This window comes from Mesorhizobium sp. M1329 (genome assembly GCF_040318035.1).
Classification (GTDB): Bacteria; Pseudomonadota; Alphaproteobacteria; order Rhizobiales; family Rhizobiaceae; genus Mesorhizobium.
The window spans coordinates 1-21,818 of record NZ_JAMYLN010000038.1; the positions used below are offsets into that span (position 1 = coordinate 1).

At 59.8% G+C, this 21,818-nt stretch carries 18 protein-coding genes and 8 pseudogenes; 18 read left to right on the forward strand and 8 right to left on the reverse strand.

What is annotated here, in order from left to right:
* Positions 1 to 202: 202 nt before the first annotated feature.
* On the reverse strand, positions 203 to 1,243 hold the full coding sequence (locus NKH21_RS27820; RefSeq protein WP_352868981.1) for an IS110 family RNA-guided transposase: 1,041 nt from the start codon (positions 1,241 to 1,243) through the stop codon (positions 203 to 205).
* A gap of 219 nt (positions 1,244 to 1,462) precedes the next feature.
* On the opposite strand from NKH21_RS27820, the pseudogene NKH21_RS32875 reads away from it, so the two are divergent.
* The 7 genes and pseudogenes from NKH21_RS32875 to NKH21_RS27845 all read left to right on the forward strand — a co-directional run.
* Positions 1,463 to 1,594 (forward strand): annotated as a pseudogene (locus tag NKH21_RS32875) (hypothetical protein); the annotation flags it as partial.
* Positions 1,530 to 1,799: pseudogene (locus NKH21_RS32880) on the forward strand (transposase); the annotation flags it as partial. The pseudogenes NKH21_RS32875 and NKH21_RS32880, both read left to right, overlap by 65 nt.
* 23 nt (positions 1,800 to 1,822) lie before the next feature.
* The gene (locus NKH21_RS32885; protein ID WP_502911920.1) at positions 1,823 to 2,527 is read left to right on the forward strand and encodes an IS5 family transposase; all 705 of its coding nucleotides are present in this window, start codon (positions 1,823 to 1,825) and stop codon (positions 2,525 to 2,527) included.
* Positions 2,527 to 2,870, forward strand: a pseudogene (locus tag NKH21_RS27830) (hypothetical protein). Before NKH21_RS32885 ends, NKH21_RS27830 begins: the two are co-directional and overlap by 1 nt.
* A gap of 303 nt (positions 2,871 to 3,173) precedes the next feature.
* A complete protein-coding gene (gene ectA, locus NKH21_RS27835) occupies positions 3,174 to 3,713 on the forward strand; it encodes a diaminobutyrate acetyltransferase (RefSeq protein WP_352868983.1) in 540 nt (179 codons plus the stop codon).
* Between the two features lie 55 nt (positions 3,714 to 3,768).
* Entirely contained in the window at positions 3,769 to 5,076 is a 1,308-nt protein-coding gene (gene ectB / locus NKH21_RS27840) for a diaminobutyrate--2-oxoglutarate transaminase (protein WP_352868986.1), read from the forward strand.
* A gap of 10 nt (positions 5,077 to 5,086) precedes the next feature.
* Positions 5,087 to 5,478, forward strand: a pseudogene (locus tag NKH21_RS27845) (ectoine synthase).
* A gap of 609 nt (positions 5,479 to 6,087) precedes the next feature.
* On the opposite strand, the gene NKH21_RS27850 reads toward NKH21_RS27845, so the two are convergent.
* Entirely contained in the window at positions 6,088 to 6,225 is a 138-nt protein-coding gene (locus NKH21_RS27850; RefSeq protein WP_352868989.1) for a hypothetical protein, read from the reverse strand.
* Here NKH21_RS27850 and NKH21_RS27855 point away from each other — a divergent pair.
* The 5 genes from NKH21_RS27855 (at position 6,218) to NKH21_RS27875 (ending at position 9,806) form a co-directional block, all read left to right on the forward strand.
* The gene (locus tag NKH21_RS27855; protein WP_352868992.1) at positions 6,218 to 6,427 is read left to right on the forward strand and encodes a hypothetical protein; all 210 of its coding nucleotides are present in this window, start codon (positions 6,218 to 6,220) and stop codon (positions 6,425 to 6,427) included. The two genes, NKH21_RS27850 and NKH21_RS27855, sit on opposite strands and share 8 nt — an antisense overlap.
* Positions 6,428 to 6,505: 78 nt before the next feature.
* Complete coding sequence (tnpA, locus tag NKH21_RS27860) at positions 6,506 to 6,979, forward strand: IS66-like element accessory protein TnpA (protein WP_352453912.1); 474 nt, start codon at positions 6,506 to 6,508, stop codon at positions 6,977 to 6,979.
* Positions 6,960 to 7,313, forward strand: a complete 354-nt coding sequence (tnpB, locus tag NKH21_RS27865; protein WP_352469379.1) for an IS66 family insertion sequence element accessory protein TnpB — start codon at positions 6,960 to 6,962, stop codon at positions 7,311 to 7,313. Before tnpA ends, tnpB begins: the two co-directional genes overlap by 20 nt.
* A gap of 54 nt (positions 7,314 to 7,367) precedes the next feature.
* Entirely contained in the window at positions 7,368 to 8,939 is a 1,572-nt protein-coding gene (tnpC, locus tag NKH21_RS27870; RefSeq protein WP_352868995.1) for an IS66 family transposase, read from the forward strand.
* Positions 8,940 to 9,002: 63 nt separating this feature from the next.
* The gene (locus tag NKH21_RS27875) at positions 9,003 to 9,806 is read left to right on the forward strand and encodes an ACT domain-containing protein (protein WP_352868998.1); all 804 of its coding nucleotides are present in this window, start codon (positions 9,003 to 9,005) and stop codon (positions 9,804 to 9,806) included.
* A 43-nt stretch (positions 9,807 to 9,849) separates the two neighbouring features.
* Here the strand turns inward: NKH21_RS27875 and NKH21_RS27880 are convergent, their stop codons facing one another.
* The gene (locus NKH21_RS27880) at positions 9,850 to 10,608 is read right to left on the reverse strand and encodes an IS4 family transposase (protein ID WP_352869000.1); all 759 of its coding nucleotides are present in this window, start codon (positions 10,606 to 10,608) and stop codon (positions 9,850 to 9,852) included.
* A gap of 740 nt (positions 10,609 to 11,348) precedes the next feature.
* On the opposite strand from NKH21_RS27880, the pseudogene NKH21_RS27885 reads away from it, so the two are divergent.
* From NKH21_RS27885 to NKH21_RS27910, 6 genes and pseudogenes are all read left to right on the forward strand, one after another.
* Positions 11,349 to 11,867, forward strand: a pseudogene (locus NKH21_RS27885) (IS5 family transposase); the annotation flags it as partial.
* Positions 11,868 to 11,875: 8 nt separating this feature from the next.
* Positions 11,876 to 12,829 (forward strand): annotated as a pseudogene (locus NKH21_RS27890) (IS110 family RNA-guided transposase); the annotation flags it as partial.
* 520 nt (positions 12,830 to 13,349) lie between these two features.
* Positions 13,350 to 14,703, forward strand: a pseudogene (locus NKH21_RS27895) (IS701 family transposase).
* 405 nt (positions 14,704 to 15,108) lie between these two features.
* Positions 15,109 to 15,867, forward strand: a complete 759-nt coding sequence (locus NKH21_RS27900) for a class I SAM-dependent methyltransferase (protein ID WP_352869003.1) — start codon at positions 15,109 to 15,111, stop codon at positions 15,865 to 15,867.
* Between the two features lie 47 nt (positions 15,868 to 15,914).
* Positions 15,915 to 17,075 (forward strand): M24 family metallopeptidase, encoded by a 1,161-nt coding sequence (locus NKH21_RS27905; RefSeq protein ID WP_352869006.1) that lies wholly within the window; start codon positions 15,915 to 15,917, stop codon positions 17,073 to 17,075.
* Positions 17,076 to 17,192: 117 nt separating this feature from the next.
* On the forward strand, positions 17,193 to 17,981 hold the full coding sequence (locus NKH21_RS27910) for an aspartate/glutamate racemase family protein (RefSeq protein WP_352869008.1): 789 nt from the start codon (positions 17,193 to 17,195) through the stop codon (positions 17,979 to 17,981).
* Here the strand turns inward: NKH21_RS27910 and NKH21_RS27915 are convergent.
* From NKH21_RS27915 to NKH21_RS27935, 5 genes and pseudogenes are all read right to left on the reverse strand, one after another.
* Complete coding sequence (locus NKH21_RS27915) at positions 17,862 to 18,383, reverse strand: transposase (RefSeq protein ID WP_352869011.1); 522 nt, start codon at positions 18,381 to 18,383, stop codon at positions 17,862 to 17,864. The two genes, NKH21_RS27910 and NKH21_RS27915, sit on opposite strands and share 120 nt — an antisense overlap.
* A gap of 498 nt (positions 18,384 to 18,881) precedes the next feature.
* Positions 18,882 to 19,187, reverse strand: a complete 306-nt coding sequence (locus NKH21_RS27920) for a hypothetical protein (protein ID WP_352869014.1) — start codon at positions 19,185 to 19,187, stop codon at positions 18,882 to 18,884.
* Between the two features lie 41 nt (positions 19,188 to 19,228).
* Positions 19,229 to 19,417 carry a hypothetical protein gene (locus NKH21_RS27925; RefSeq protein WP_352869017.1) on the reverse strand — a complete coding sequence of 63 codons (189 nt, stop codon included), beginning with the start codon at positions 19,415 to 19,417 and terminating at the stop codon, positions 19,229 to 19,231.
* 81 nt (positions 19,418 to 19,498) lie between these two features.
* Positions 19,499 to 19,810 (reverse strand): annotated as a pseudogene (locus tag NKH21_RS27930) (transposase); the annotation flags it as partial.
* Between the two features lie 859 nt (positions 19,811 to 20,669).
* Positions 20,670 to 21,635 (reverse strand): MurR/RpiR family transcriptional regulator, encoded by a 966-nt coding sequence (locus NKH21_RS27935; RefSeq protein WP_352869020.1) that lies wholly within the window; start codon positions 21,633 to 21,635, stop codon positions 20,670 to 20,672.
* Positions 21,636 to 21,818 lie beyond the last annotated feature (183 nt).

Genomic DNA, 21,818 nt, shown 5'->3' on the forward strand with positions numbered 1-21,818 from the left:
CAGATTTCCGGCAAAATCAAAGCCGAAATCAGGGGGAAAATCCTAAATTGAATCAAAGCGTTCCGAGTTTTTCACGGGCGACTATCCAGGATCTAGCCTGCCAACGAGATCGCCTTGCCCATCGTCCCCGGGAACGATCCGGATCACCCTCTCGGGTAAATCACTGCCTGTATGTTCCTCTTCGTTTATCTGTTCTCCTGTTTCATGCCGACTCGGGTCCGCCGGCTTCCTTGCCAAAGCGGAACGCGGTCGCATCGCTCCACATGCGATGCAGGATGACGGCGAGCTTGCGGGCAACCGCGACCCGGGCTATCGCCATACCGCGCCGTTTGGCGACATTCATGCCCCATGCCCTGAGGCTCGACCATTTCCTGCTGAGCAAAAGCAGCGAATCCGCCGCCTCATAGAGGGCCGTGCGGGCGAGTTCGTCACCGCATCGGCTGACCTTGCCCTGAATGTCCGTTTCACCGGATTGATAACGTGCCGGGGTCAGACCCAAATGCGCTCCGACATCCCTGGATCGGCGAAAGCGGTCCGGCTGATCGACCGTGGCACGAAAGGCGAGCGCGGTGATGGGTCCCACACCGGGCACGGACATGAGGCGCCGGCAGACTTGCTCCTTGCGGGCGATATTGAAGACCTGCTTTGTCAGTCGCCCGAACTCGCGCAACATCGTTGCCACGATCGCCAGAAGCGGCTCGACAAGCGCCATGATGACCGTATCTGCGCCAATCAGTTCGCGCACGCGATGGGCGAAAGCTGCGCGGCCTGGAGTGCCGAGCTTGATGCCGGCCTCCCGCAGAATCGCCCTGACGACATTTTCGATCGTCCGCATTTCATTGAGGACCGTGCGTCGCGCAACGAGGAGGGATCGCCAGAGCCGACACTGCTGGCTTTTCACATGCACCTGCCGATACCAGCCGGTGCGCATGATCTGCGCCAAGGCGCGGGCGTCGTTGCGATCGGTTTTGTTCGGCATCGTTTTCATCGCCGCGTTGGCCTGCCGGGTCTCGATGCAGATCGCCGGCAATCCTTCGGCGCGAATACCGTCATAAAGCCAGGCTGTCAGCGAACAGGCTTCGAGCCCGATGCGCTCCAGCGGCAGATCGATTTTCCGCAAGGCTTCATAAAGCGGCCTCGGCTCACTCGCCGCCCGCCCTTCCTTCACGATCCGGCCGCTCTCGTCGACGACACAGATCGCGGTCTCTTCCAAAGACACGTCAAGTCCGGCAAAATACTTCATGGCTGCTCCTCCTGATGTTTGTGGCGATCTACATCGACCACGTTCTCACATCTCGACAGGAGCAGCCGCCCTCAATTTGGCTCGGGCGAGACCCCAATCACCCCATCTGTTGAAAAAGTGGCTCGCAGCGGGCCTGTGAGCGTGATTCAGCGTCTCCGGAGAGATTCGGAGAACGAGGCATGCGCGGCGGAGACGAACGGTCTGGCGAACTGTTCAGTTATGTTTGGATCTGGAGGCTCGGGTGCGGCGCGATCATCCGTTGCGCCGCATTCGGGCGATTGTGAACGAGGCGCTGGCGGCGTTGAGCGGGAATTGGCGGCGCTGTATTCGCCGATGGGGCGGCCTTCGATCCCGCCGGAAAAGCTGCTGCGAGCGATGCTGCTACAGGCGTTTCTACTCGATCCGCTCGGAGCGGCTTTTGATGGAACGGCTGGAATACGACCCTCTGTTTCGCAGGTTCGTCGGCATCGGCATCGATGACGCGGCCTGGGACCATTCGGTGTTCTCAAAGAACCGCGACCGGTTGCTGGAAGTTGATATCGCGGCGAATTCTTAGGCGCAGTGCTGGCGCAGCCCAAGGTGAAGAAGCTTCTGTCTACGGACCACTTCTCGGTCGATGGCACACTGATCGAGGCGTGGGCATCGATGAAGAGCGTCAAACCGAAGGACGGCCCAAGCGGGGGTCATGGCGAGCCACCGGCTGAAGGGGGCGGGCGAAACGCGGAAGCGGACTTCCATGGCCACAAGCGTTCTAACGACACACATGCCTCGACCACCGATCCGGATGCCCGGCTCTATCGCAAGGGCAAAGGCAAGGAGGCCAAGCTGTGGTTTATGGGACATGGCTTGATGGAGAACCGCCACGGCCTGTTGGTCGACGCCTGCCTGACACTGGCCGACGGACATGCTGAGCGGATGGCCGCACTGCACATGATCGAACCTCGAGCGGAGCGGCCACAGGCGATCACGCTCGGCGCCGACAAGGCCTACGACGCGGAAGACTTCGTCAATGAGCTACGCTCGATGAGGGTGACGCCGCATCTAGCGCAGAACACGAGCGGCCGCAGTTCCGCGATCGACGGGCGCACGACGCGACATGGCGGCTATGCCGTCAGCGAGCGCATCAGGAAGCGCATCGAAGAGGCGTTCGGTTGGATCAAGGTCGTGGCCGGCCAGCACAAGACCAGGTTCCGCGGCCGCGACCGTGTCGGATGGGCCTTCACCTTCGCAGCCGCTGCCTACAATCTGGTGCGACTGCCAAAGCTCATGGCGGAGACCGGCTGATGGCCAAGGTTCCCGGCTTCGCCAAGGCCTTCGCCGGCCGCTGGCGCATCATCGAGATGGAAGTTTGGGATAACGACTTCCTCGATCTCGTCGAGGAAGCCCATCTGACATTCAAAGGCCCGGCGGATGGCGAGATCGCCTTCGGCGCACTCAAGGGCTTCCTCGATGTCCGATATGGGACCCGCGACGGCTCAGCCTGCGCGGAATTCTCGTGGAGGGACATGATGAGAACGACTCAGCCTGTGGCCGCGGCTGGGTTGTCTTTGGCACTGCAGGCCGCCTTGTCGGCCACTTCTACATCCACAACGCCGACGATTCAGGCTTCGTTTGCGAAAGAGCCTGACTTCTTCAACAGCCTGCTAGTTTAGGTCGCTGACTTGGCTCTTCGAGTTGCCGCTCATGCCTATCCTTGACCAGACGACCATCGACTAAACGCGTAGAGATCCACGATCCCGGCATTTTCCAACCCAATTTAACAAAACATTAATCCCTATCATTTCAGCGAATGTTATCTTCCAGTCCGCTGCGGGTCTCGGATTGAAGTATTGGAAGAAAAGATCTTTGCGGTTGTTGATGGAAATCTGGTCAAGAAAGTCGTTGGCCTCTCCGGTCGAGAGGCGGTGCGAGTGTTCGCTGGAAGGCTCCGATGGTTCATAATGGTCAGAGGTTCTCGTTGCGATCCGATGGTCAGTTGGAGCGACTGACATTCCGAAGACCGACGAAGATTCATGCAGCCGATGTATGGGAACTCATAGCGAAGTGCCCGCAACTAGACCGCAACTCGCTGTATTGCGAGCTGCTGCTTTGCAGTGATTTCGCCGACACCTGCGTTCTCGCTGAGCGTGCCGGGGCGGTGGTTGGCTGGTTGTCGGCTTATCGGCGGCCGAGCGAACCCGCGACGCTCTTCGTTTGGCAGATTGCCGTGCATCCTGAGATACGCAACACAGGGCTGGGCAAGGGCCTGATCATGTCCGCCCTGAAGAGACGATCTTGCCAGCATGTGACGCACATCAAGGCCACGGTGACGCTCAGCAACCCGACCTCCGGATTGTTTTTTGCTGCCCTGGCTCGGGACCTCGGCGCACCAATCCAGCAAGCTCTCTGGTTCGATCGCCAAGCTCATTTTAAGGGGCGGTATGATAGCGAGTACCTGCTAGCAATCGGCCCTATCGAATGCTCCCCTTAGCTCCGCAACCATTCCGGCGGGTCTGCCAAGTCAATGTCCAAATGAGGAAGCAACGATGATTGTCCAAAGTCCATCAAATCACGAGGAGGAATTTGCGATCTTCAACCATCTCGAGTCTGAAGTGCGCAGCTACGCCCGCAGCTTTCCCGTCGTTTTCGCGGCGGCGCGAGGGGCTCAGCTGTTTGCGCGCGATGGGACAGCCTATCTCGACTTTCTCATGGGTTGCTCAAGTTTAAACTATGGCCACAACCCCCCTGAGCTGAAGGCCGCGCTCATAGACTACATTGCGGGCGACGGCCTCACGCATGGCCTTGATCTGTATAACGAAGCCAAGGAGTCCTTTCTGTGGGAATTCCACGAGACGATCCTAAGGCCACGACAATTAGACTACGTCGTACAGTTTCCCGGCCCGACCGGCGCCAACGCGGTCGAGGCCGCCCTCAAGCTGGCGCGCAAGATCACTGGTCGGGCCAACATCATAGCCTTCACCAACGGCTTTCACGGCGCGAGCCTTGGCGCTCTCTCCTGCACCGGCAACCGATATCACCGCGCTGCCGCCGGCCAGCTGCTCGGCGGCGTGACGCGGCTACCCTATGACGGCTATCTTGGGTCCTCTGTAGACACGGCCGATTACCTTGATCGCCTGCTCTCGGATCCCTCCAGCGGCGTGGACGCCCCGGCGGCGGTGATTGTCGAGACAGTTCAGGGCGAAGGCGGTCTGAATGTCGCCGGCACGGAGTGGCTGCGCAAAGTGGCGGCCATTGCGCGCAGACATGGAGCACTGCTGATCGTCGATGACATTCAGGCGGGTGTTGGCCGGACCGATGCATTTTTCAGCTTCGAAGCTTCGGGTCTCCGTCCGGACATCGTCACGATGGCGAAATCGATATCGGGCTATGGCCTGCCTATGGCCCTCGTCCTAATTGATCGTCACCTCGACAAGTGGGAGCCGGGAGAGCACAACGGCACATTCCGCGGCAATTGCCACGCTTTCGTGACCGCCCGGGCAGCCCTTGAGCACTTCTGGCGGACGGACAGCTTGGCAGCGTCCGTCAGGGAGAAAGGCAATCTGCTGAAAAACCGCTTTGAGCAGATCGCGCAGAAATACGACCCAAGCCGCGTGTCAGCCAAGGGTCGTGGCATGATGCGGGGCATCGATCTGAAGTCCGGCGAGGTTGCCCGTCAGGTCGTCAGCACCGCCTTCCAGAGGGGCCTCATTGTCGAGACCGCCGGTCCCAAAGACGAGGTCGTGAAGTGTCTGCCACCTCTCGTCAGTGGGGAGGATCAGCTTAGCCAAGGCCTCGACATCCTCGAAGACGCTGTCGATAGCGTGATCGGCAGCGCAATGAATACGACAGCCTGAGAGGTGAATCATGATCGTCAAGGATTTCAATGAGGAGAAACTGACAGCCCGCCGTGTTGAGACGTCGAGCTGGGAAAGCGTTCGGCTGGTCCTCAAGAACGATGGGATGGGCTTCTCCTTCCACATCACCACGATCCATTCGGGTGCCCGGCTCAAGATGCACTACCGAACCACCTTGAGGCGGTCTACTGCGTCTCTGGAACGGGTTCTATCGAGGATCTGCAGGCAGATGAGGTCCATGTCGTGCGACCCGGCGTCATTTACGCGCTCGATAAGCATGATGCTCACCTGCTCTCTGCCGAGACCGAATTGGTGTTAGCCTGCGTTTTTGTACCTCCCTTCGAGAGCCGCGAGGTGCATGATGAGACTGGCGCTTATCCTCTGGTCTCCGAAGCTGTGTGACATCGCCACAGGGACGACTCCAAAATTGGGGGGTCGGCTACTTCGCCTCTCGGCCGTTCTAGCGGGTCTAGCGGGCCTCCTAGAAGACAAGTCTACCAGACCGGATGACCCGAGGAATTGCTGGCAATAGAAACGGTCTGCGCCAATGCAAACGACCGAGGTCCAAATAAATCCGATGGATGGTCGCGAAGCCGCGCTTAGCCGGAGAGCAACACTGAAAATTGGGGATTTCCTTGCTTAACTTGAAGTCTGGCATACATACCGTAGAGAAGATCGGAGGCACGTCGATCTCCGATGTAGCTGCCGTCGAGAACGTCCTGGTTGCGGGACGCAAGGGAAGTGCTCTCTACAATCGAATTTTCGTCGTATCCGCCTACAGCGGGATGACGGACCGGCTTCTCGAGCAGAAGAAGACTGGCGAGGCCGGCGTGTATACACTCTTCGCTCGGATCAGCTTGGGTCGAAGCGATCGCAGAGACCCATCAAGAGATGAGGAGGATCAATGCGGAAATCTTTCGCGGCACATCGCAAAAGCTCGTCGCAGATGAGTTCGTGAGCGAACGCATTGAAGGAGTGCGCAGCTGCCTTTTGGATCTACAGCGGCTTTGCTCATATGGTCACTTCAGGCGCGAAGAGCACCTGAATACCGTGCGCGAGATTCTGGCCGCGCAGGGCGAAGCTCACAGTGCGCACAACACCGCTCTGCTGCTCAGGGGTCTCCGGCGTGGAGGCGATCTTCGTGGACATGACGGGCTGGCGCGAAGAAGCTGAAATGAGCCTTGACGCGCGAGAGAGAGCGCTGTCCGTAATCGATCTCGGCAAGCAACTACCGATCGTCACGGGTTACAGCTTATGCCCGGGTGGCATGGTGCGGGTCTATAGCCGGGGCTACACCGAGGTCACATTCGCTCGAATCGCCGCCCTCACAGGTGCCAGGGAAGCAATGTAAGCGCGAATTTCCCCGCACCTTTTGCTGTTGAGTGCTCTGATGCATGAGGTGTCCACCAAAATAGGTGGACACCAAGTGATGGAAGAAGATGAGCAGAAACTGCGGGTGAGGCTTGTCGGTCGGGACGGGCGACGCCGATACGACCCGGCATCGAAGGACCGTCTTGTCTCGGCCTGTCTTGAGCCTGGCGTGTCGGTATCGAGGCTTGCGCTCGAACATGGGGTCAATGCGAACCTTCTTCGGAAGTGGATAAAGAAGCGGGCGGAGACCCAGTCCCTCCCACAGCCCCCACCATCGGCGTTCATCCCGGTTCAGATTGAAAGCACTTCCGATCGGGCCTTGCTGCGACAGAGCAGCATGGCTGCGGTGGATTTGCCGGGGACTTGCGATGGGGCACGTAGGTCGGCATCGAAAAGGACAGCGCCTTTTTCCTCTCCAGCCAAGGTGAGCGCGTCGCTGCCGAACGGCGTGAAGTTGACGCTGGAATGCGGTGATGTGGATGCGTTGACGGCGACCATCGGAGCACTGGGTCATGTTCAGACTGGGCGCTGACCTGAAAGTCTACCTGCACCGCGAGCCGATCGACTTCCGGGCCGGCATCAACAGCCTTGCGGTTCTGGTCCAAGAGACGATGGCGCTCGATCCGTTTGCTCCGGCGGTTTTTGCGTTCTGCAATCGCCGTCGCGACCGGATGAAGCTCCTGTTCTTCGATCGGTCGGGCTTTGTGCTGGTAATGAAGCGGCTGACCGAGGACAAGTTCCGGTGGCCGCGCCGGGAGGCAGCGGTGGTCACGCTTACGACCGAGCAATTGCACTGGATCCTCGACGGCATCGACATCGATGCGATGGTCCGCCATCCGGTGCGGCAATATCAGGTTGCCGGTTGAGGGCTCTCGAATTGAGCGGTTGACGCGGCGGCATGCTTTCGATTCAAGAATCTGATGAATCGACCCGGCGAACCGACTGTTGAAGCGTTGATGGCGCGTATTGCTGCGCTGCAGGCGCAGAACCGTCAACTCACCGAACGCGTCGTCAAACTCGAGGAAGAGCTGGCGCTTGCACGACTGCATCGTTTTGCGCCGCGCAGTGAAAAGCACATTGACCGCCTCTTCAATGAAGCCGAACAGGCCGCGGATGAGGACGCCGCCGACAACGAAGATGGCGGCGTCGTTGTCCTGCCGGACACGGGCTTGCCGGCGAGCGAAGGGGCGACGGGAAAGAAGCGCGGCCGCAAGGCCTTGCCGGAAAACCTGCCGCGCGAGCGCGTCGAGTATGACCTTCCCGACGATCAGAAGGCTTGTCCTTGCTGCCGTCACCAGATGCATCGCATGGGCGAGGCCGTTACCGAGCAACTTCATATCGAGGTGAAGGCGAAGGTCCTGCAGAATGTGCGGTTCAAATATGCTTGCCGTCATTGCGACCGTACCGGCATCAACACGCCGGTCGTGACCGCGCCGATGCCCGCGCAACCCTTGCCTGGCAGCATCGCCACGGCTTCGACGCTGGCCTTCGCGCTCGTTCACAAATACGTCGACGGCACACCGCTCTACCGCCTGGCGCAGGCCTTCGAGCGCGCGGGCGTTCCTGTCAGCCGTGGCGCTCTGGGTCACTGGGTGATCGGCTCGAGCGAAAAGCATCTCGCCCGCATCTATGACGTGCTGAAGCTGCGGCTCAGATCGCAGCCCCTCATCCATGGCGACGAGACCACGGTCCAGGTGCTGAAGGAAATGGACAGAGAGGCCACCAGCACCTCGTACATGTGGGCATACCGGAGCGGCCACGACAGTGACGAGCCGATCGTGCTGCTCGATTATCAGCCGGGTCGCGGCCAGATACACCCGCAGACCTTCTTGGGCGATTACCGCGGCATCGTGATGAGTGACGGTTATTCCGCCTGGCGCACGCTGGAAGGGGCAACGCATCTTGGCTGCATGGCCCATTCCAGGCGGCGCTTCGTCGATGCCCTAAAGGCGAGGAAGAAAGGCGGCGGCCCGCCGGAACAGGCGCTCCGGTTCTTTGAACAGCTCTATCGGGTTGAAAGGCAGGCGCGGAACGAAATCCCCGATGACGGCGAAACGCGAGATCACTGCATTCGCCGCTTCCGCCAGCAACATAGTGTCCCGATCCTCCAGGCTCTCAAGGCATGGCTCGACGACATCGCCCCAAAAGTCTTGCCGGACAGCAAGCTCGGCGACGCCGTCTCCTACACCCTGAACCAATGGGGATATCTGACTCGTTACACCGAGGACGGCAGCATGCCGATCGACAACAATCTTCTCGAGCGTGACATCAGAATCTTTGCCACTGGCCGGAAAAGTTGGCTGTTCAGCGATACCGTCGACGGAGCCAGGGCCAGCGCCGTCATCTACAGCCTGATGTTGACCTGCCGCGCCTGTGGCGTCGAGCCGTTAGCGTGGCTGCGCCACGTCCTCACCGAGCTGCCTCAACGCGCTGTCGATACTGATATCGACGACCTGCTGCCCTTCAACTTCGCCAAAACCGCCGCAGCCTGATCCGCCCGGACGCGTCCATCTGAAAGCGACCGTCGTTGAAAGGCGGCGTCGACGTGCGGGGAAATGAGCGCTTTCGAAGCAATAATCCAAAAGGAGTTCCATCTATCAACAGCCGATCCCAAGATTGTCGGCATCAACCGGGTTCACGTTGTCGGCCGTACCAACTATGAGGTCGCCAATCAGCTGTCTAACCTCCAATTGGAAGCAATTCATTCGGTCGTGTCCAAGGAGTTGCGTCGCGCAAATATCCCTCTTCGTGTCAAGAATACGTTTGATCCTCAGAACGGTGGAACCCTCATCACTCGCGACTATGTCTCTGACTCCCCCCAGGCAGAAATCATCGCAGGCCTCAGAGGAGTGCATGCGCTAGAGTTTTTCGAGCCGGAAATGGTGGGTGTGGCGAACTATGATGCTGCCATTCTCAAAACGTTGAAAAGGCAAGACGTCCGCGTCTTTATGAAAGCATCGAATGCAAATACCATCACGCATTACCTCGCCGCGACGCCCGACGCAATCGCCCTCGTTGTCAAGGCGCTGCAAGGTGATTTTCCAATGGCTAACATAGCAACAAGAAAGGTGGGCATTGTTTCAGCCATCGGAAGCGCTCTTAATCCTCAGGGCATAACTGCCATTGCGGCGCAAGCGCTAGCGGATGCCTGCATAGAGGTACTGGGAGTACATCAACTCATGAGCAACGTAGACATAATTTTCATTGTAGATGAGTTGTACTTTGATGACGCAGTTAGGGCGCTTCACGGCACCCTGATCGAAGATTCCCGGCTGCGTGTTGCGGCTAAGCGTTCTCCTCGTGTGGCGCGGGCTGCGCCAACCAATCCCGTCCAGCACGTAGGCGAGCTGCGCCGCTGAACCGTACCGTCGGCGGCGACGGCGTACCCCTCCGGTGAAGCTTTCAATTACCGCATCGTCGGCTTGATCCAATGGAGATGCCAAAGGCGATGTCGTGCAAGCGGGTCATGCCGCGCCAGACGACTATGTTGCCGGGAGGAGGATCATGGTTGCGGGCGAGATAGCCGCCAAGCATGGCGATTTGCAGCAGGTAAGCGGCGAGCGTGGGCCGTTGGAGCCGTGGTCGCGTTCGGGACGCGTCGATCCGGTCGAGCGCAGTGATCTCGGCGAAGGTGAGAACGCTGTCGGGCGCGGCGTCTGGCTTGGCGCGCGCCGACATAGTGACGAAGAATATGCGCCAGCTGACCACCGCGATGAGAGCGAGGAACTTCGCCAGCCTCTCTGCGGTCTCGAGCCTCGCCTCCTCGGCGCGGCAGCCGGACTTCATGACCTTGTGGAACACCTCCGCCTTCCAGCGCAGAGCGTACCAGCCGAGCTTCTCGACCGCCACGGAGAGATCTTCGACCGGCAGGTTGGTTACCAGCTTCCAGTCGATCGGCTCGCGACCGGCCGGCGGATCCTCTTCGAGGGCATGGATGTATGTCAGAACCTGCGGACTGTAGCGCTTCTGTTTGCCCACGGGCGGCAAGGTGTTGATGGCGGCGAACTTCACCTGCAGCCAGGTCGTCTCGTCCTGATCGACCGTAATGCGATGACGTCCCGCCCAAGGCGCCGCCGCAAGTTGGGCAAAGACGCGATGAGCAGGATCGTGTGGGGCAGCATCGGCAGGCCGCTCTGCCAGCCTGTTCGTCTGCACCCGCACGATGAAGCTCGTACACAAGGTCTTGCGCCGTGCAATAGAGCTCGTAGATATCGCTCTCCCGGTCACCCACATGCACGCAGCGCTCGGGCGCGCCAACGAGCGCGATGGACTGGCGCAGGTTCTCCAGCCAGCGGTAGCACTCCTTCGTCTCGATCGGCACGCGCGTGGGATTGATGTGCCGCTTGAGCGCGAGCGTTCCCTTGAACTTCGTTCGTGTCCAGAACTTCGCCGCCGTCAGACCGAGGGGTGTGCCGGTGAGGGTGACGGCCAGGCTCGAATGCATCAGCACCCCGCACAAGGTCAGCACGTTGGGCTGCCCGGCCTTGTAGCGCCCGGCGTTGATGGTTTTGGTGAAGCCGATTTTGCCCGGCTGCGAGCGGCTGTAGATAAATTCGGTCGTGTCCTGCAGGATAAGGATCGGACCTTCGCTCGCCGCAACGCGCGCCGCGGTCGCGGCGAAATGGCCGGCCAGAACGCCATGTTCGGTCACACGCGGGTTGTCAAAGAAGCGGTAGGCCGCCTTCGCCGTCATCGGCCTTCAGGCGGGGTTGCGCCAGCCCGATCAGACAGGACCTTGGTCAGCGGGTGCGTGTGGATATGATCTCGTGCGTGCTTCACTTGCTGGCGCCGGAGTCTTGCTAAGAGCCTGACCCGAAACTCGGTTTTGGGGGTGGAAGCGGTTGAGTGGCCCCGTCCGTTGTGATTCGTTTGAGTTGTCTAGACTTGAACGGGATCACGACATGGGTTGGACGGAGAGCACCCGCCGGCGATATTGCCGCGCGGGGCAGCGAGATGCAAACGCGTTGACGGACAGGGGATGGGCGTTGATCGAGCCGTTCCTGCCGGGAACGAAGCAACGGGACGACCGCGGACGACAGAACTTCGCGCGGTTGTGGACGCGCTTCTCTACATCGCCTGGACCGGCTGCCAATGGGGCATTGCCCGACCGGTTGCCGCCGGTTTCGACGGTTCAACCCTAGTTCTATGCCTGGCGGGACAACGGGCTGTGGAAGACTATCAACTTGCACTTGGTGGCTGCGGCACGCCTGGCGCTTGGTCGCGAGGCGAGCCCGAGCGCCGGTGTCATCGACAGCCAATCGGCAAAGACCATGGACGTTGCCGGTTTGCGTGGTTACGACGCCGGCAAGAAGGTCAGAGGCCGCAAGCGCCATATCATTACCGACACCGAGGGACACTTGGTCGGGCTGACGGTGCACACGGCCGACATCCAGGACAGGGATGGGGCCGTCGGCGTCATCGCCTTCAGCTGCATGGTGTCGACGCTGCGGGGCGTCCGGTGCTGGTGCGTAAATTGCAACGGCGGGCGGTAGTCCCGCTCTTCGCCAAGCTTGCGCCGGTGAGGATCGGGCTGGAGGCGTGCGGCGGCTCGCATTACTGGGCGCGCACGCTGTCGGGGCTGGGTCATGAGGTGGTGCTGATCGCGGCGCAGCACGTGAAGCCGTATGTGCGGCGCGGCAAGCATGACGCGGCTGACGCCGAGGCGATCTGCGAGGCGATGAGCCGGCCCAGGACACGCTTTGTTGGGGTCAAGAGCGGCGAGCAGCAAGCGGCGCAGATGCTGTTTGGGGTGCGCGAGCAGCTGGTGCGGCGGCGCACGCAGCTTTCCAACACGATCCGCGGCTACGCAGCTGAATTCGGCCTGGTGGCCGCACAAGGCCTTGCCCGCATCGAGCCACTGCTGGCCCGCATTGCCGGCGACGCGACGGTGCCGGCGCTGGCAAAGGAACTGCTTGAGACGCTCGGCGAGGAATACCGCGCGGTGTGCGCGCGATACGCGGCAATCGACAAGAAGCTGTTGGCCCATCACCGCAAGGACGAGACTGGACAGCGGCTGGCTGCGATGCCCGGCGTCGGGCCGGTCGTGGCGAGCCTGCTCGGCGTCAAGGTCACTGATGCGACAGCGTTCGGTTCGGGACGCGACTTCGCGGCGTGGCTGGGGCTGACGCCGAAGAACCATTCGACCGCCGGCAAGAACCGGCTGGGGGTGATCACGCGGGCCGGCGACGAGATGCTGCGGCAGGCGCTGGTGGTGGGCGCGACGGCCCACATCCAGCAGGTGCGTCGCGGCCGCGCCAAGGCCTCGCCGTGGCTGGCGGCGTTGATTGCGCGCAAGCCGCCGAAGCTGGCGGCTGTGGCGCTCGCCAACAAGACCGCCCGTATGGCCTGGAAGATGATGATCACCGGCGAGCCGTACCGTTGTGGCCTATCCGGGCAGCCTGACGCCTCCTCGCCGCCCTCAAGGCCGCTTCGCGCCGCCTACGGCGGTGGCCTGCGGCCAGCCCTGACCGCGGCTCAGCACGGCGCTGACATGCCCGGACAGGCCGCAACGGAGGAACACCGAACACAGCTCTTGCAACGGAAGGAAGATGGCGTGATCGATCGATCCGTGACGCGCGAAACTCCGAGGGATCCATTGGCCAACGAAACCGCTGGCATGATTGGAACGGGCGTCGCGAACCCCACCTTGGCCAGCGGCCGCAAGGACCGTGCTCAAAGGCCGGACATATGGACGCAAGCGATCGAAAACGACGCAAAACAACCGTTGCAGGCAGGGCGCCGTCCCATATGGATCTTCATCGCCTCGATCCGCCTCACGCTTCGCCGCATGGCAGCTCCGCGTCGTGCGTAACCGAGTTTTGAGTCAGGCTCTAAGTCCTAACACTACTTTGGCAGATTTTTAGTTCCGGGAGCGTTTCGAGGATTCCCAAGAGCGGTTTTGCGTGATTCATGAGAGGTCGGCTGTTGGAGGGGCCGGCCATGAACAGGGATTGGCAACTCGATCTGGAGCGGTGGCTTGAGCCGTTCGTCTCGGCGTTGAGGCACAAGACGCGTGCGCGGATGTGTCCGGCCTATATTGCTGGGCTGATTGGCCTTGGGGATCGCAAGAGCGTCCAACCGATGGCTGCGCGCGACGCAGGCGTCAACTATGACCAGCTGCACCACTTCATCGCGAGCGGCGTGTGGGATGCTGCGCCGCTGGAGAAGGTGCTGCTCGCGGAGGCCGACAGACAAGTTGGCGGGAACGATGCGTGGCTGATCGTGGACGACACCGCGCTCCCCAAGAAGGGGCGCCACTCGGTCGGCGTCGCGCCGCAATATGCCTCGGCACTTGGCAAGAACGCCAACTGCCAGACGCTGGTGTCGCTGACGCTGGCCTCTGGCGAAGTGCCGGTCATGGTGGGGCTGCGACTGTTTCTGCCCGAGAGCTGGACTTCCGATCCCGCCCGGCTCGACCGTGCCGGTGTGCCCGAGGACCATCGTGCCTACAGGACCAAGCCCGAAATCGCGCTGGCCGAGATCGACCGGGCTCGCGCAGCCGGCTTACGCTTTGGCTGCGTGCTCGCCGATGCCGGATATGGCTTGAGCGCCCCCTTCCGGCAGGCGCTCACCGAGCGCGGCCTTACCTGGGCCGTCGGTATCCCGTTCAAGCAGAAGGTCTATGCCGCCGACGTGGCGATGATCTTCCCCGTTGCCGGACACGGCCGCCCGCGCCGCCGGCATATCCCCGATGTGAAGTCGATGGCCGCGCAGGCGATGCTGGAAAAAGCCCAATGGCGGACGGTCAGTTGGCGGCGTGGCACCAAAGGCCGCCTCTCGGCCCGCTTCGCCGCTGTCCGTGTCCGGGTTGCAGATGGCCCACCCCAGCGCATCCGCGACATGGGCGCTCAGCATCTGCCTGGCGAGGAGGTCTGGGTGATCGGCGAGCACCGCTCGACCGGCGAGCGCAAATACTACCTCTCCAACTTGCCCGCCGACACCCCGCTCAAGCAGATCGCAGGCGCCATCAAGGCGCGCTGGGTCTGCGAACAGGCGCATCAGCAGCTCAAGGAGGAACTTGGCCTCGACCACTTCGAGGGGCGCTCATGGACGGGCCTGCACCGGCACGCGCTGATGACGATGATCGCCTACGCCTTCCTGCAATCTCGCCGCCTCAAACAAGCGGGAGGGGGAAAAAAGAATCCTCGGCCCGCCGCCCCAACCGAGCCTACCCGCCGTCAGGCAAGCCATCCTCACCGCGCTCGCGCAGCCGCCCCCAATCCGTTGTCCCCACTGCCGCAGAACCATCTCCGCTAAAAATCTGCCAAAGTAGTGCTAAGAGCTGAACGCAAAGGAGCGGGCAAGCCGAGGGCGTCATGCATTAGCCACAGTCACCACCCGGCGTCTTACGGCATCTATTCCACCTTGGAGGGCGCGATTGGTGTCGCGGCTCACCCTGAATCGATCCCCGATCTTGCTGCTGCGCTGGGTCTCAGTAGGCAGAACGTACCACTGGTGGAGGAGGCGCTTGGACAAACCGGGACCAGATAGCCGGTATCCTGTCAGGTCGGCGGGCAGCTGACCAGCGATGATGCGCTTGAGGTCAAGACTTTTGCAAAAATGCTAAGAGGACATATGAAAACATTCACAAATGTTTTCTTTCAATATCGTAGTCATTGTGAGACAAATGACATATACGACAGAAACTAACAGGAAAAGTACATGCAGCAACAAACGCGCACGACAGTGTCCCTATCAGAACTTGACGTGTATTTCGGCGAAGATTACATCTATTTTGGAGATGCTGTAAATCCGGCGGAGACAAGTGACCGACAGGCGGAGTCAATTTGGACCCTGCTTTCCCTTGTGCAGGGCAGCTCAGTTCTTGAACTTGGATGCGGTTATGGGCGGATCACCAACCGGTTGGCTGAAAGAGGAGCGCGGGTAACCGGACTTGATATCTCGCCGATCTTGCTACAAAAGGCCGAAGCGGATGCAATAGGACTCGGAGTAAACGTTGAATATATTCTAGGCGACATGCGCACACTTCCCTGGCGCGGTCGATTTGATGCGGCTTTTCTGTGGTACACCACTTTTGGCTATTTCGATGACGCAGACAATGAGGGAGTTCTTCGTGAGGCTGCATCTTCACTTCGAAAGGGTGGGCGTCTTCTAATCCACCACCCTAACCACTTCGCTTATCTGCGCCAGAAGTCGCCTGTCTACGTTGTGCAGCGTAACGATGACCTGAGAATCGATATAATGAGCGACGACGTGCTAAGTGACCGTCGAAACCTCGAAAGGATTATCGTGCGCGATGGATGCGTTAGACGGACGCATCTTTCCTTCAGACAGTATGGGTTTTCTGAATACGTTCGCATGTTGCGAAGCGCGGGGTTTGAGACAGTTGACGCTTTCGGGGATGAAGGTGGCGAGTTTACATCCGATAGCTTGTATCTCGTTGTTGTCGCGCACAAATAGTACTAGAATTGTTTCTCTGAGATTTATTTTATGAAGGAGAACTGCAGGTGTCTGCATTTAGTCAAGATGAATACCGCGCGCGCACGACCCGCCTGCGCCAGCAGATGGCGGAGCGTGGCATCGATGCCCTGCTTGTCTTGAATGAAGGGAATATGAACTATCTTACGGGCTACGAAGGTTTTTCCGACTACGTTCCACAACTCGCTCTTGTTTGCCAGGACGAGGAAGATCCGTGGCTTATATTGCGTGAGATGGACACTCTGTGCGCGCATGCCAGCTCGTGTCTGCCGGAATCGCGCGTCCTCAGTTATCCGGAGAAATACATAGCTTCGAGCCAACTCACGGCATGGCAGCCCATTGCTGAGCTTGTTCGAGAGCGGTGCAAATCGAACCGGATTGGAGTGGAACTGTCTGGGAAGATGCTTGGACTGAAGGGCCATGCCGCCTTGAGCAATAGTTTAGGCATGTCGGAATTTATCGATGCCGATGGGATGGTTTCAGCGCTAAAGGCGATTAAATCACCTGCGGAGCTCACCTATATGGAGCAGGCGGGAAAGATCGTCGATAGAGCTATGAAAGTCGGCAGGCTTGCAATCTCTGTGGGCGCCAGAGAAAGCGACGTTGCCGCTACTATAACGCATGCACTAATAGCGGGCACTCCAGAATTTCCGGGAGGAACGTCCCGGAGTCCTTTGGTTACTATGCCGGTAGGGTCCCCAGGCGCCGCGCCGCATCTCACGTGGACTGGCCAATACTACAAGATGGGATGCCAGACGAATTTCGAACTCGGCGCCGTCCGTCACCGATATTGCTGCGCATTGTCGCGTACAATATTTTTAGGGGAACCGACCGCTCGATCGCGGCACGTGCACCAAGCGTGTCTTGACGGCTTCCAAGCTGCCTTTGAAGCTATACGGGCTGGAGTGACGAGCAGTAACGTGGAGCGAGCTTTTCGGCGCGAATTTGAACCTCGGGGCGTGCGAAAAGAATCTAGAATTGGATACTCAATAGGCATCGATTGGACGGACGGCGGCCCGAGCTTCCAAGAGGGGGACGAGACCGTGCTTCAGACCAACATGACCTTCCACCTCCTCATTGGTATCTGGGAAAAGACTGATGGTTATATCTTCAGCGAAACCGTTCGCGTGACCGATGATGGCGCGAAGTCGCTGAGCAATATGACACGCGAACTGCTGGTCAATTGCTGACTTTTTGAGAATTGCGATGCCGGCGTAGACCCAATTCGATCCTGCGGCACGCCGCAGTCCGCATCGCTACGACGACCGCCCATCACCCATGTATGGACTTCAATAGGGAGAGAACACATGACTGATTTTCCTCACACCCACGGGAAGCGCTGGCCCTCTTGGGTGAAACCTCGGCTTGCATTTCATGGAGCACCCGTGGGCATTTTGATGCTTGACCGCATGCCTGGACCTGGCCTCCGCCCGTATTTGCCGGGAGACTGCGGCAATGCTACCACGTGGAGTGTTCCCGTGCGCTATAAGACGGTGTTTGGCCTCAATAATACGTGTATTTTCGGGCCTAATGATGAGAAAATGACGGCGACCGTGGTTGAGGCCGCAACTGAGCTCGTACGGGAGGGTGCGCGATCAATCACTGCGGGTTGCGGCTATTTCATCCGGTACCAAGAAGCGGTTCGTGCCGCAGTTGACGTTCCCGTGTTCCTGTCGAGCCTTCTACTCGCTCCCTTCCTTGAGCAAGTGCTTCCTCGAAGCCAGTCGCTTGGCGTGATTGTGGCAAGCAAAACTGCATTGAGCCAAGACATGGTGGAGGCAGCAGGGATACGACCGGGCATTAGGGACAGGATGGTCATCAGGGGACTCGACGACGCTGCTGTATTTGCCGGCAAATTTCTTGAGCCAAACGGTGATCTAGACCCTGAGGCGCTCGAGGCCGACGTCGTGGACGCCATCTTGAGGCTTCAGAAGGAGAGGCCGGACCTTGGGATGCTTTTGCTTGAGTGCGGGGGGCTACCGCCATACGCGGTTGCCGTTCAAGAGGCGACCAGCCTTCCAGTCTTTGACTTTACCTCTATGGTCGAATTCTTCATCGGCGGACTGACCCGCAAACGATTCACGGGGCTTCTCTGAATGAACCATCTCTCGACCTTTGAACTTCAGTTGCTGAATTCCTGCTAGGACCTGTGAGACACTTATCTGATCCATCGGACGGTTGCCGCGATGGTGACGATGGCAAGGTCGTTTCGGGCTGTCTTCGCGAATCGAGTTGCGACGCGTCGGAACTGCTTGAGCCTGGAGAGGCAACATTTGATCAGGTGACGCTGGGCATAGAGGTGCTCGTCGATCGGGTATTTGCGCCCGTGACGGGTTGTTGGGAATGACGGCGATGGCGCCCTTGTCTGCGATTTCCTGGCGCAATGGATCGGCATCGTAGGCCGCATCGGCCATGACGACCTTTGCGGGCAACCCCTCGATCAAGGTGTAGGCGTGCGGGCAGTCGCCGCGTTGGCCAGCCGTCAGAATGAAGCGCACCGGGCATCCAAGGCCTCAGACGGCCATGTGGATCTTGGTACTCAGGCCACCGCGTGAACGAGGTCTGATCTTCAGACCCCCCTCATATGAGGCACGTGGTGTCAATGGTAGTGGTGACGGCCTAGTCACTTTCGAACGCAGTCGGGACCGCCTCGCGGCGAATTGCGGAACAAGTCCACATCACCTCCTATCCGGTCGGCTCGGGTGGAGCCTGCACCCATATCCCGCATGCACGGGCAAGTTTGGCGAGACCGGGAAGGATGGGACCCATCTTTTTTGACGGCGTTAAAAGCCATGGGGGGCGTCGGTCCACATCCATCCCGCTTCGTCGCGGGTGACGTTGGCCGCCCTCGCGTCGACGCTTTCGTCAGGCCTTGGTCATGGCGCCCTCCGGCAGCAGGCCCTGGGTCAGATATCGGCACTAGGCGATTATCAGCTTGCGCGCCAAGGCGACGATCACGGTGCGGCGGATGCGTCCTTTGCCGGTGCCCTGGGTCATCAAGAGCCTTTGACGCAGCTCGAATGCTGGCCGCGTTCGTTGACGAGCCGAGCCCGTTCCCGGCTGCGACGGCGATCGTTCTCCTGCTCGAGACTCGGGACGCGCACGACCCCGCAAACCCTCGGCTCGCCACGTTCCAGCGCCATCAGCGTGCGCAGCAGCGCCGCCGCATCGAGGCGGTCCGTCTTGGCGCGGCGTGACCGGCGGTCGACCAGGATGCTAGCCGCGTCCAGAACCTGATTGTCGATGCCGCGGTCGCACAGGAAACGATCCAGCCAGAAACCGTCGTAGCCGGCCCGTAGCACGACATTACCCGAACTGGACGCGTCAAGGCGGCCTGCGCCTGTTAGCGCCGGTGTTCAATGAGAGCCATAAGCCCTTCAGTGTCACCTCCTTGCAGGCGATGCAGGCTGATCTTGTCGACCGCCGGCGAGTGGAGGGCCACAAGCCAGGTCGACTTACTCAATTCCAGTGCCATGAAAATTGTGACAGTCTTCTTGTCGACGGGCGGCAGAGCAACGGATGAGAGATTCATGAGACGTCTCCAAAGTTAGGATGTCGACCCCGAAACCTTACCTGAGTTCCGCCGCCCGCCGCCTCATGGGATCTTTTGGTCCCGGTGGGCGCGAATGATGGTGGAATGGACGATCAGATACTCAAAATCGGGATCGTCCGACATCGCCGCGAAGATGCGCCATCAGACACCCTTGTGGCTCCAGCTGAAACGGCGGAACACGCTGTTCCGGTCCCCGAAAGCATCGGGCAGATCACGCAAGGGTGACCCAGTGCGCACGTTCCAAAGCACCGCTTCCACGAGCATCCGGTTGTCGCGGCCCGACGATCCTCGCGTCCGCTGGTCGCCGATAATGTGCGCCGACATGCGCTCCCACTGATCGTCACGAAGAATCAGACGGTCGAGAACACTCATTGCTGCCTCCAATAGACAGCCTTGAAACTGATTTGCTCAGCCTTGGGAATCCCAAGAGTCCACACGTCCTAGAGTTCGGGCTCGACACGCTGCGCGACCCGCCGGATTTTGAGGAGCGTGAGGATGCGGGCCTGCTCTCTTCCGCGCTTCGGCGATCGGCACGCTGAGCTTGTCAAGCGGGCAGGAGGCGTGTCTGGTACCCTGTCCGGCCCGTTGCTGGAGGGGTCGGAACAAGAGCAGTGCGAAATCGTATGCGGCCCTTTATCAACCAAAGGCAGCTAAGGCTGATTTGATGTTGATGCCGCCATACGGGCTTCAGCGCATCCAACGACCCGTGGCTGTCTTTGGTTGATAAAGGAAAGTTCCCAGAGTCGCATAGAGAGGCGGCGCGGAACCGTCTATAACAGGAGCGGAATGCTCGACACGTGCCGACGCAGTGCATTTTCCGCAGATCGTGGATGCGGCCTCGGCAGAAACCACACGCCTTCACACCCGTCGCATTAGTGCTTTAGTCGATCGCGTTGCAACACATCAGCATCTCTTGCTCCTGGGTGGGCCTCATCCGATAGAGCTCCACCACAGAGGAAACAACAGGAGTTCAATCCTCGCAACAGGCGTACAGAGGCTCCCTTCGGATTTTCAGATTGATGGTCCCAGAGCAGCCTTGCCGAGAATGTCCCAGCGTACCGCGTCGAACCAGCGGACTGCTTTCGTAGACAGAATTGCTTCGAAGTTGCGAGCCAGGACGCGACATCCTCATTCATGCCAGTCCGCTGTAGGCCAGCGGCGGCTGCATGACGACAGTCGATACGCCTTGCACAAGGAGATGGAGCCGGTCGTAGGCTGCAATGCATCGACATCACGCCTGATTCGGCATGACCGCTTTGCGCCTCTTGCCATCCATTTTCTTTGTCGTCGAAGAGGCCGACGGGGACGGGCGGACTTCCCGTGTCCAAGTTCTCGATTTCAAGTGTGTGCTGAAATCCGCAAGATGAGCATCGAACCGGAGTAGCGAGTCACGCGCGGCCTGCGCATCCTGTCCGGCGACCAACGCCCCCAACACTTCAGCCACCGCGAACGCTGGTGTCATCGTGTGGAAAAACGAGGGACTCTTCGTCTGGACAAGAATAACATCGTCGGCGATTCGGGCCAGCGGGGCCACCTCGCTGTCGGTGACGGCGACGATAGGAATACGGTGTTGATGCGCATACTCAGCGATCTCAACCGTGGCGCGCGTATATGGGAACACGCTTGTCGCGAAGAGCACGTCATTGCGGGAGGCACGGGCCAGCGCGTCCGAACCGGTGCCGCCGACCGCATCGAGCATGACCGACTTTTCCCTAATCATCGAAAGAATATAGTGCAGATGCCAAGCAGTTGCGTGGCTCGATCTCAATCCGATGCAGAAGACACACTTGGCGGACGCAAGGCGTCTTGCCGTTGATACTATTGAATCAAGTTGAGACTCGGCCAGATGGAGAATCTCGGCCGCTTGCCCCCGGAGAATTTCGCGCGCAATACCATGATCGCCTTTACGCTTTTGAGCGATCGCTTGTACGCCGGCCTTTCCGGCGAATCCGACGTCGCCGCTGCGAACGGCCTCGGCATAGATTTCGCGAAGCTCGTCGTAACCTGTGAGACCAAGATGCTTTGCCAATCGTGTCATGGTAGCGGGCTGGACCCCTGCGACACGCGCCTGGTCGCGCATTGACAACAGCGCGACGTCATGTGGTTGGTCGATGATATAGCGCGCCGCCAATTGGAACTGCTCCGACATTGTGTCGAAGCTGGCGATCAATCGTTCTGAAAGAGGTCCGTCAGCCATGACTCCTACCTAGCGCAGCGTTATAGCATGCGCAACATATGTTACACTCTGGGCCAAGGCGCGTTCTCCTGACGCGAGTACCGCTGTTTCTTCCTTTGAAACGCAGCGACACGGATTGACAGGAGCTTGCCCCCGATGGTGGCGCTCCCTTGTAGCCGCCGAAAGTTCACTGTGAGGAAGGCG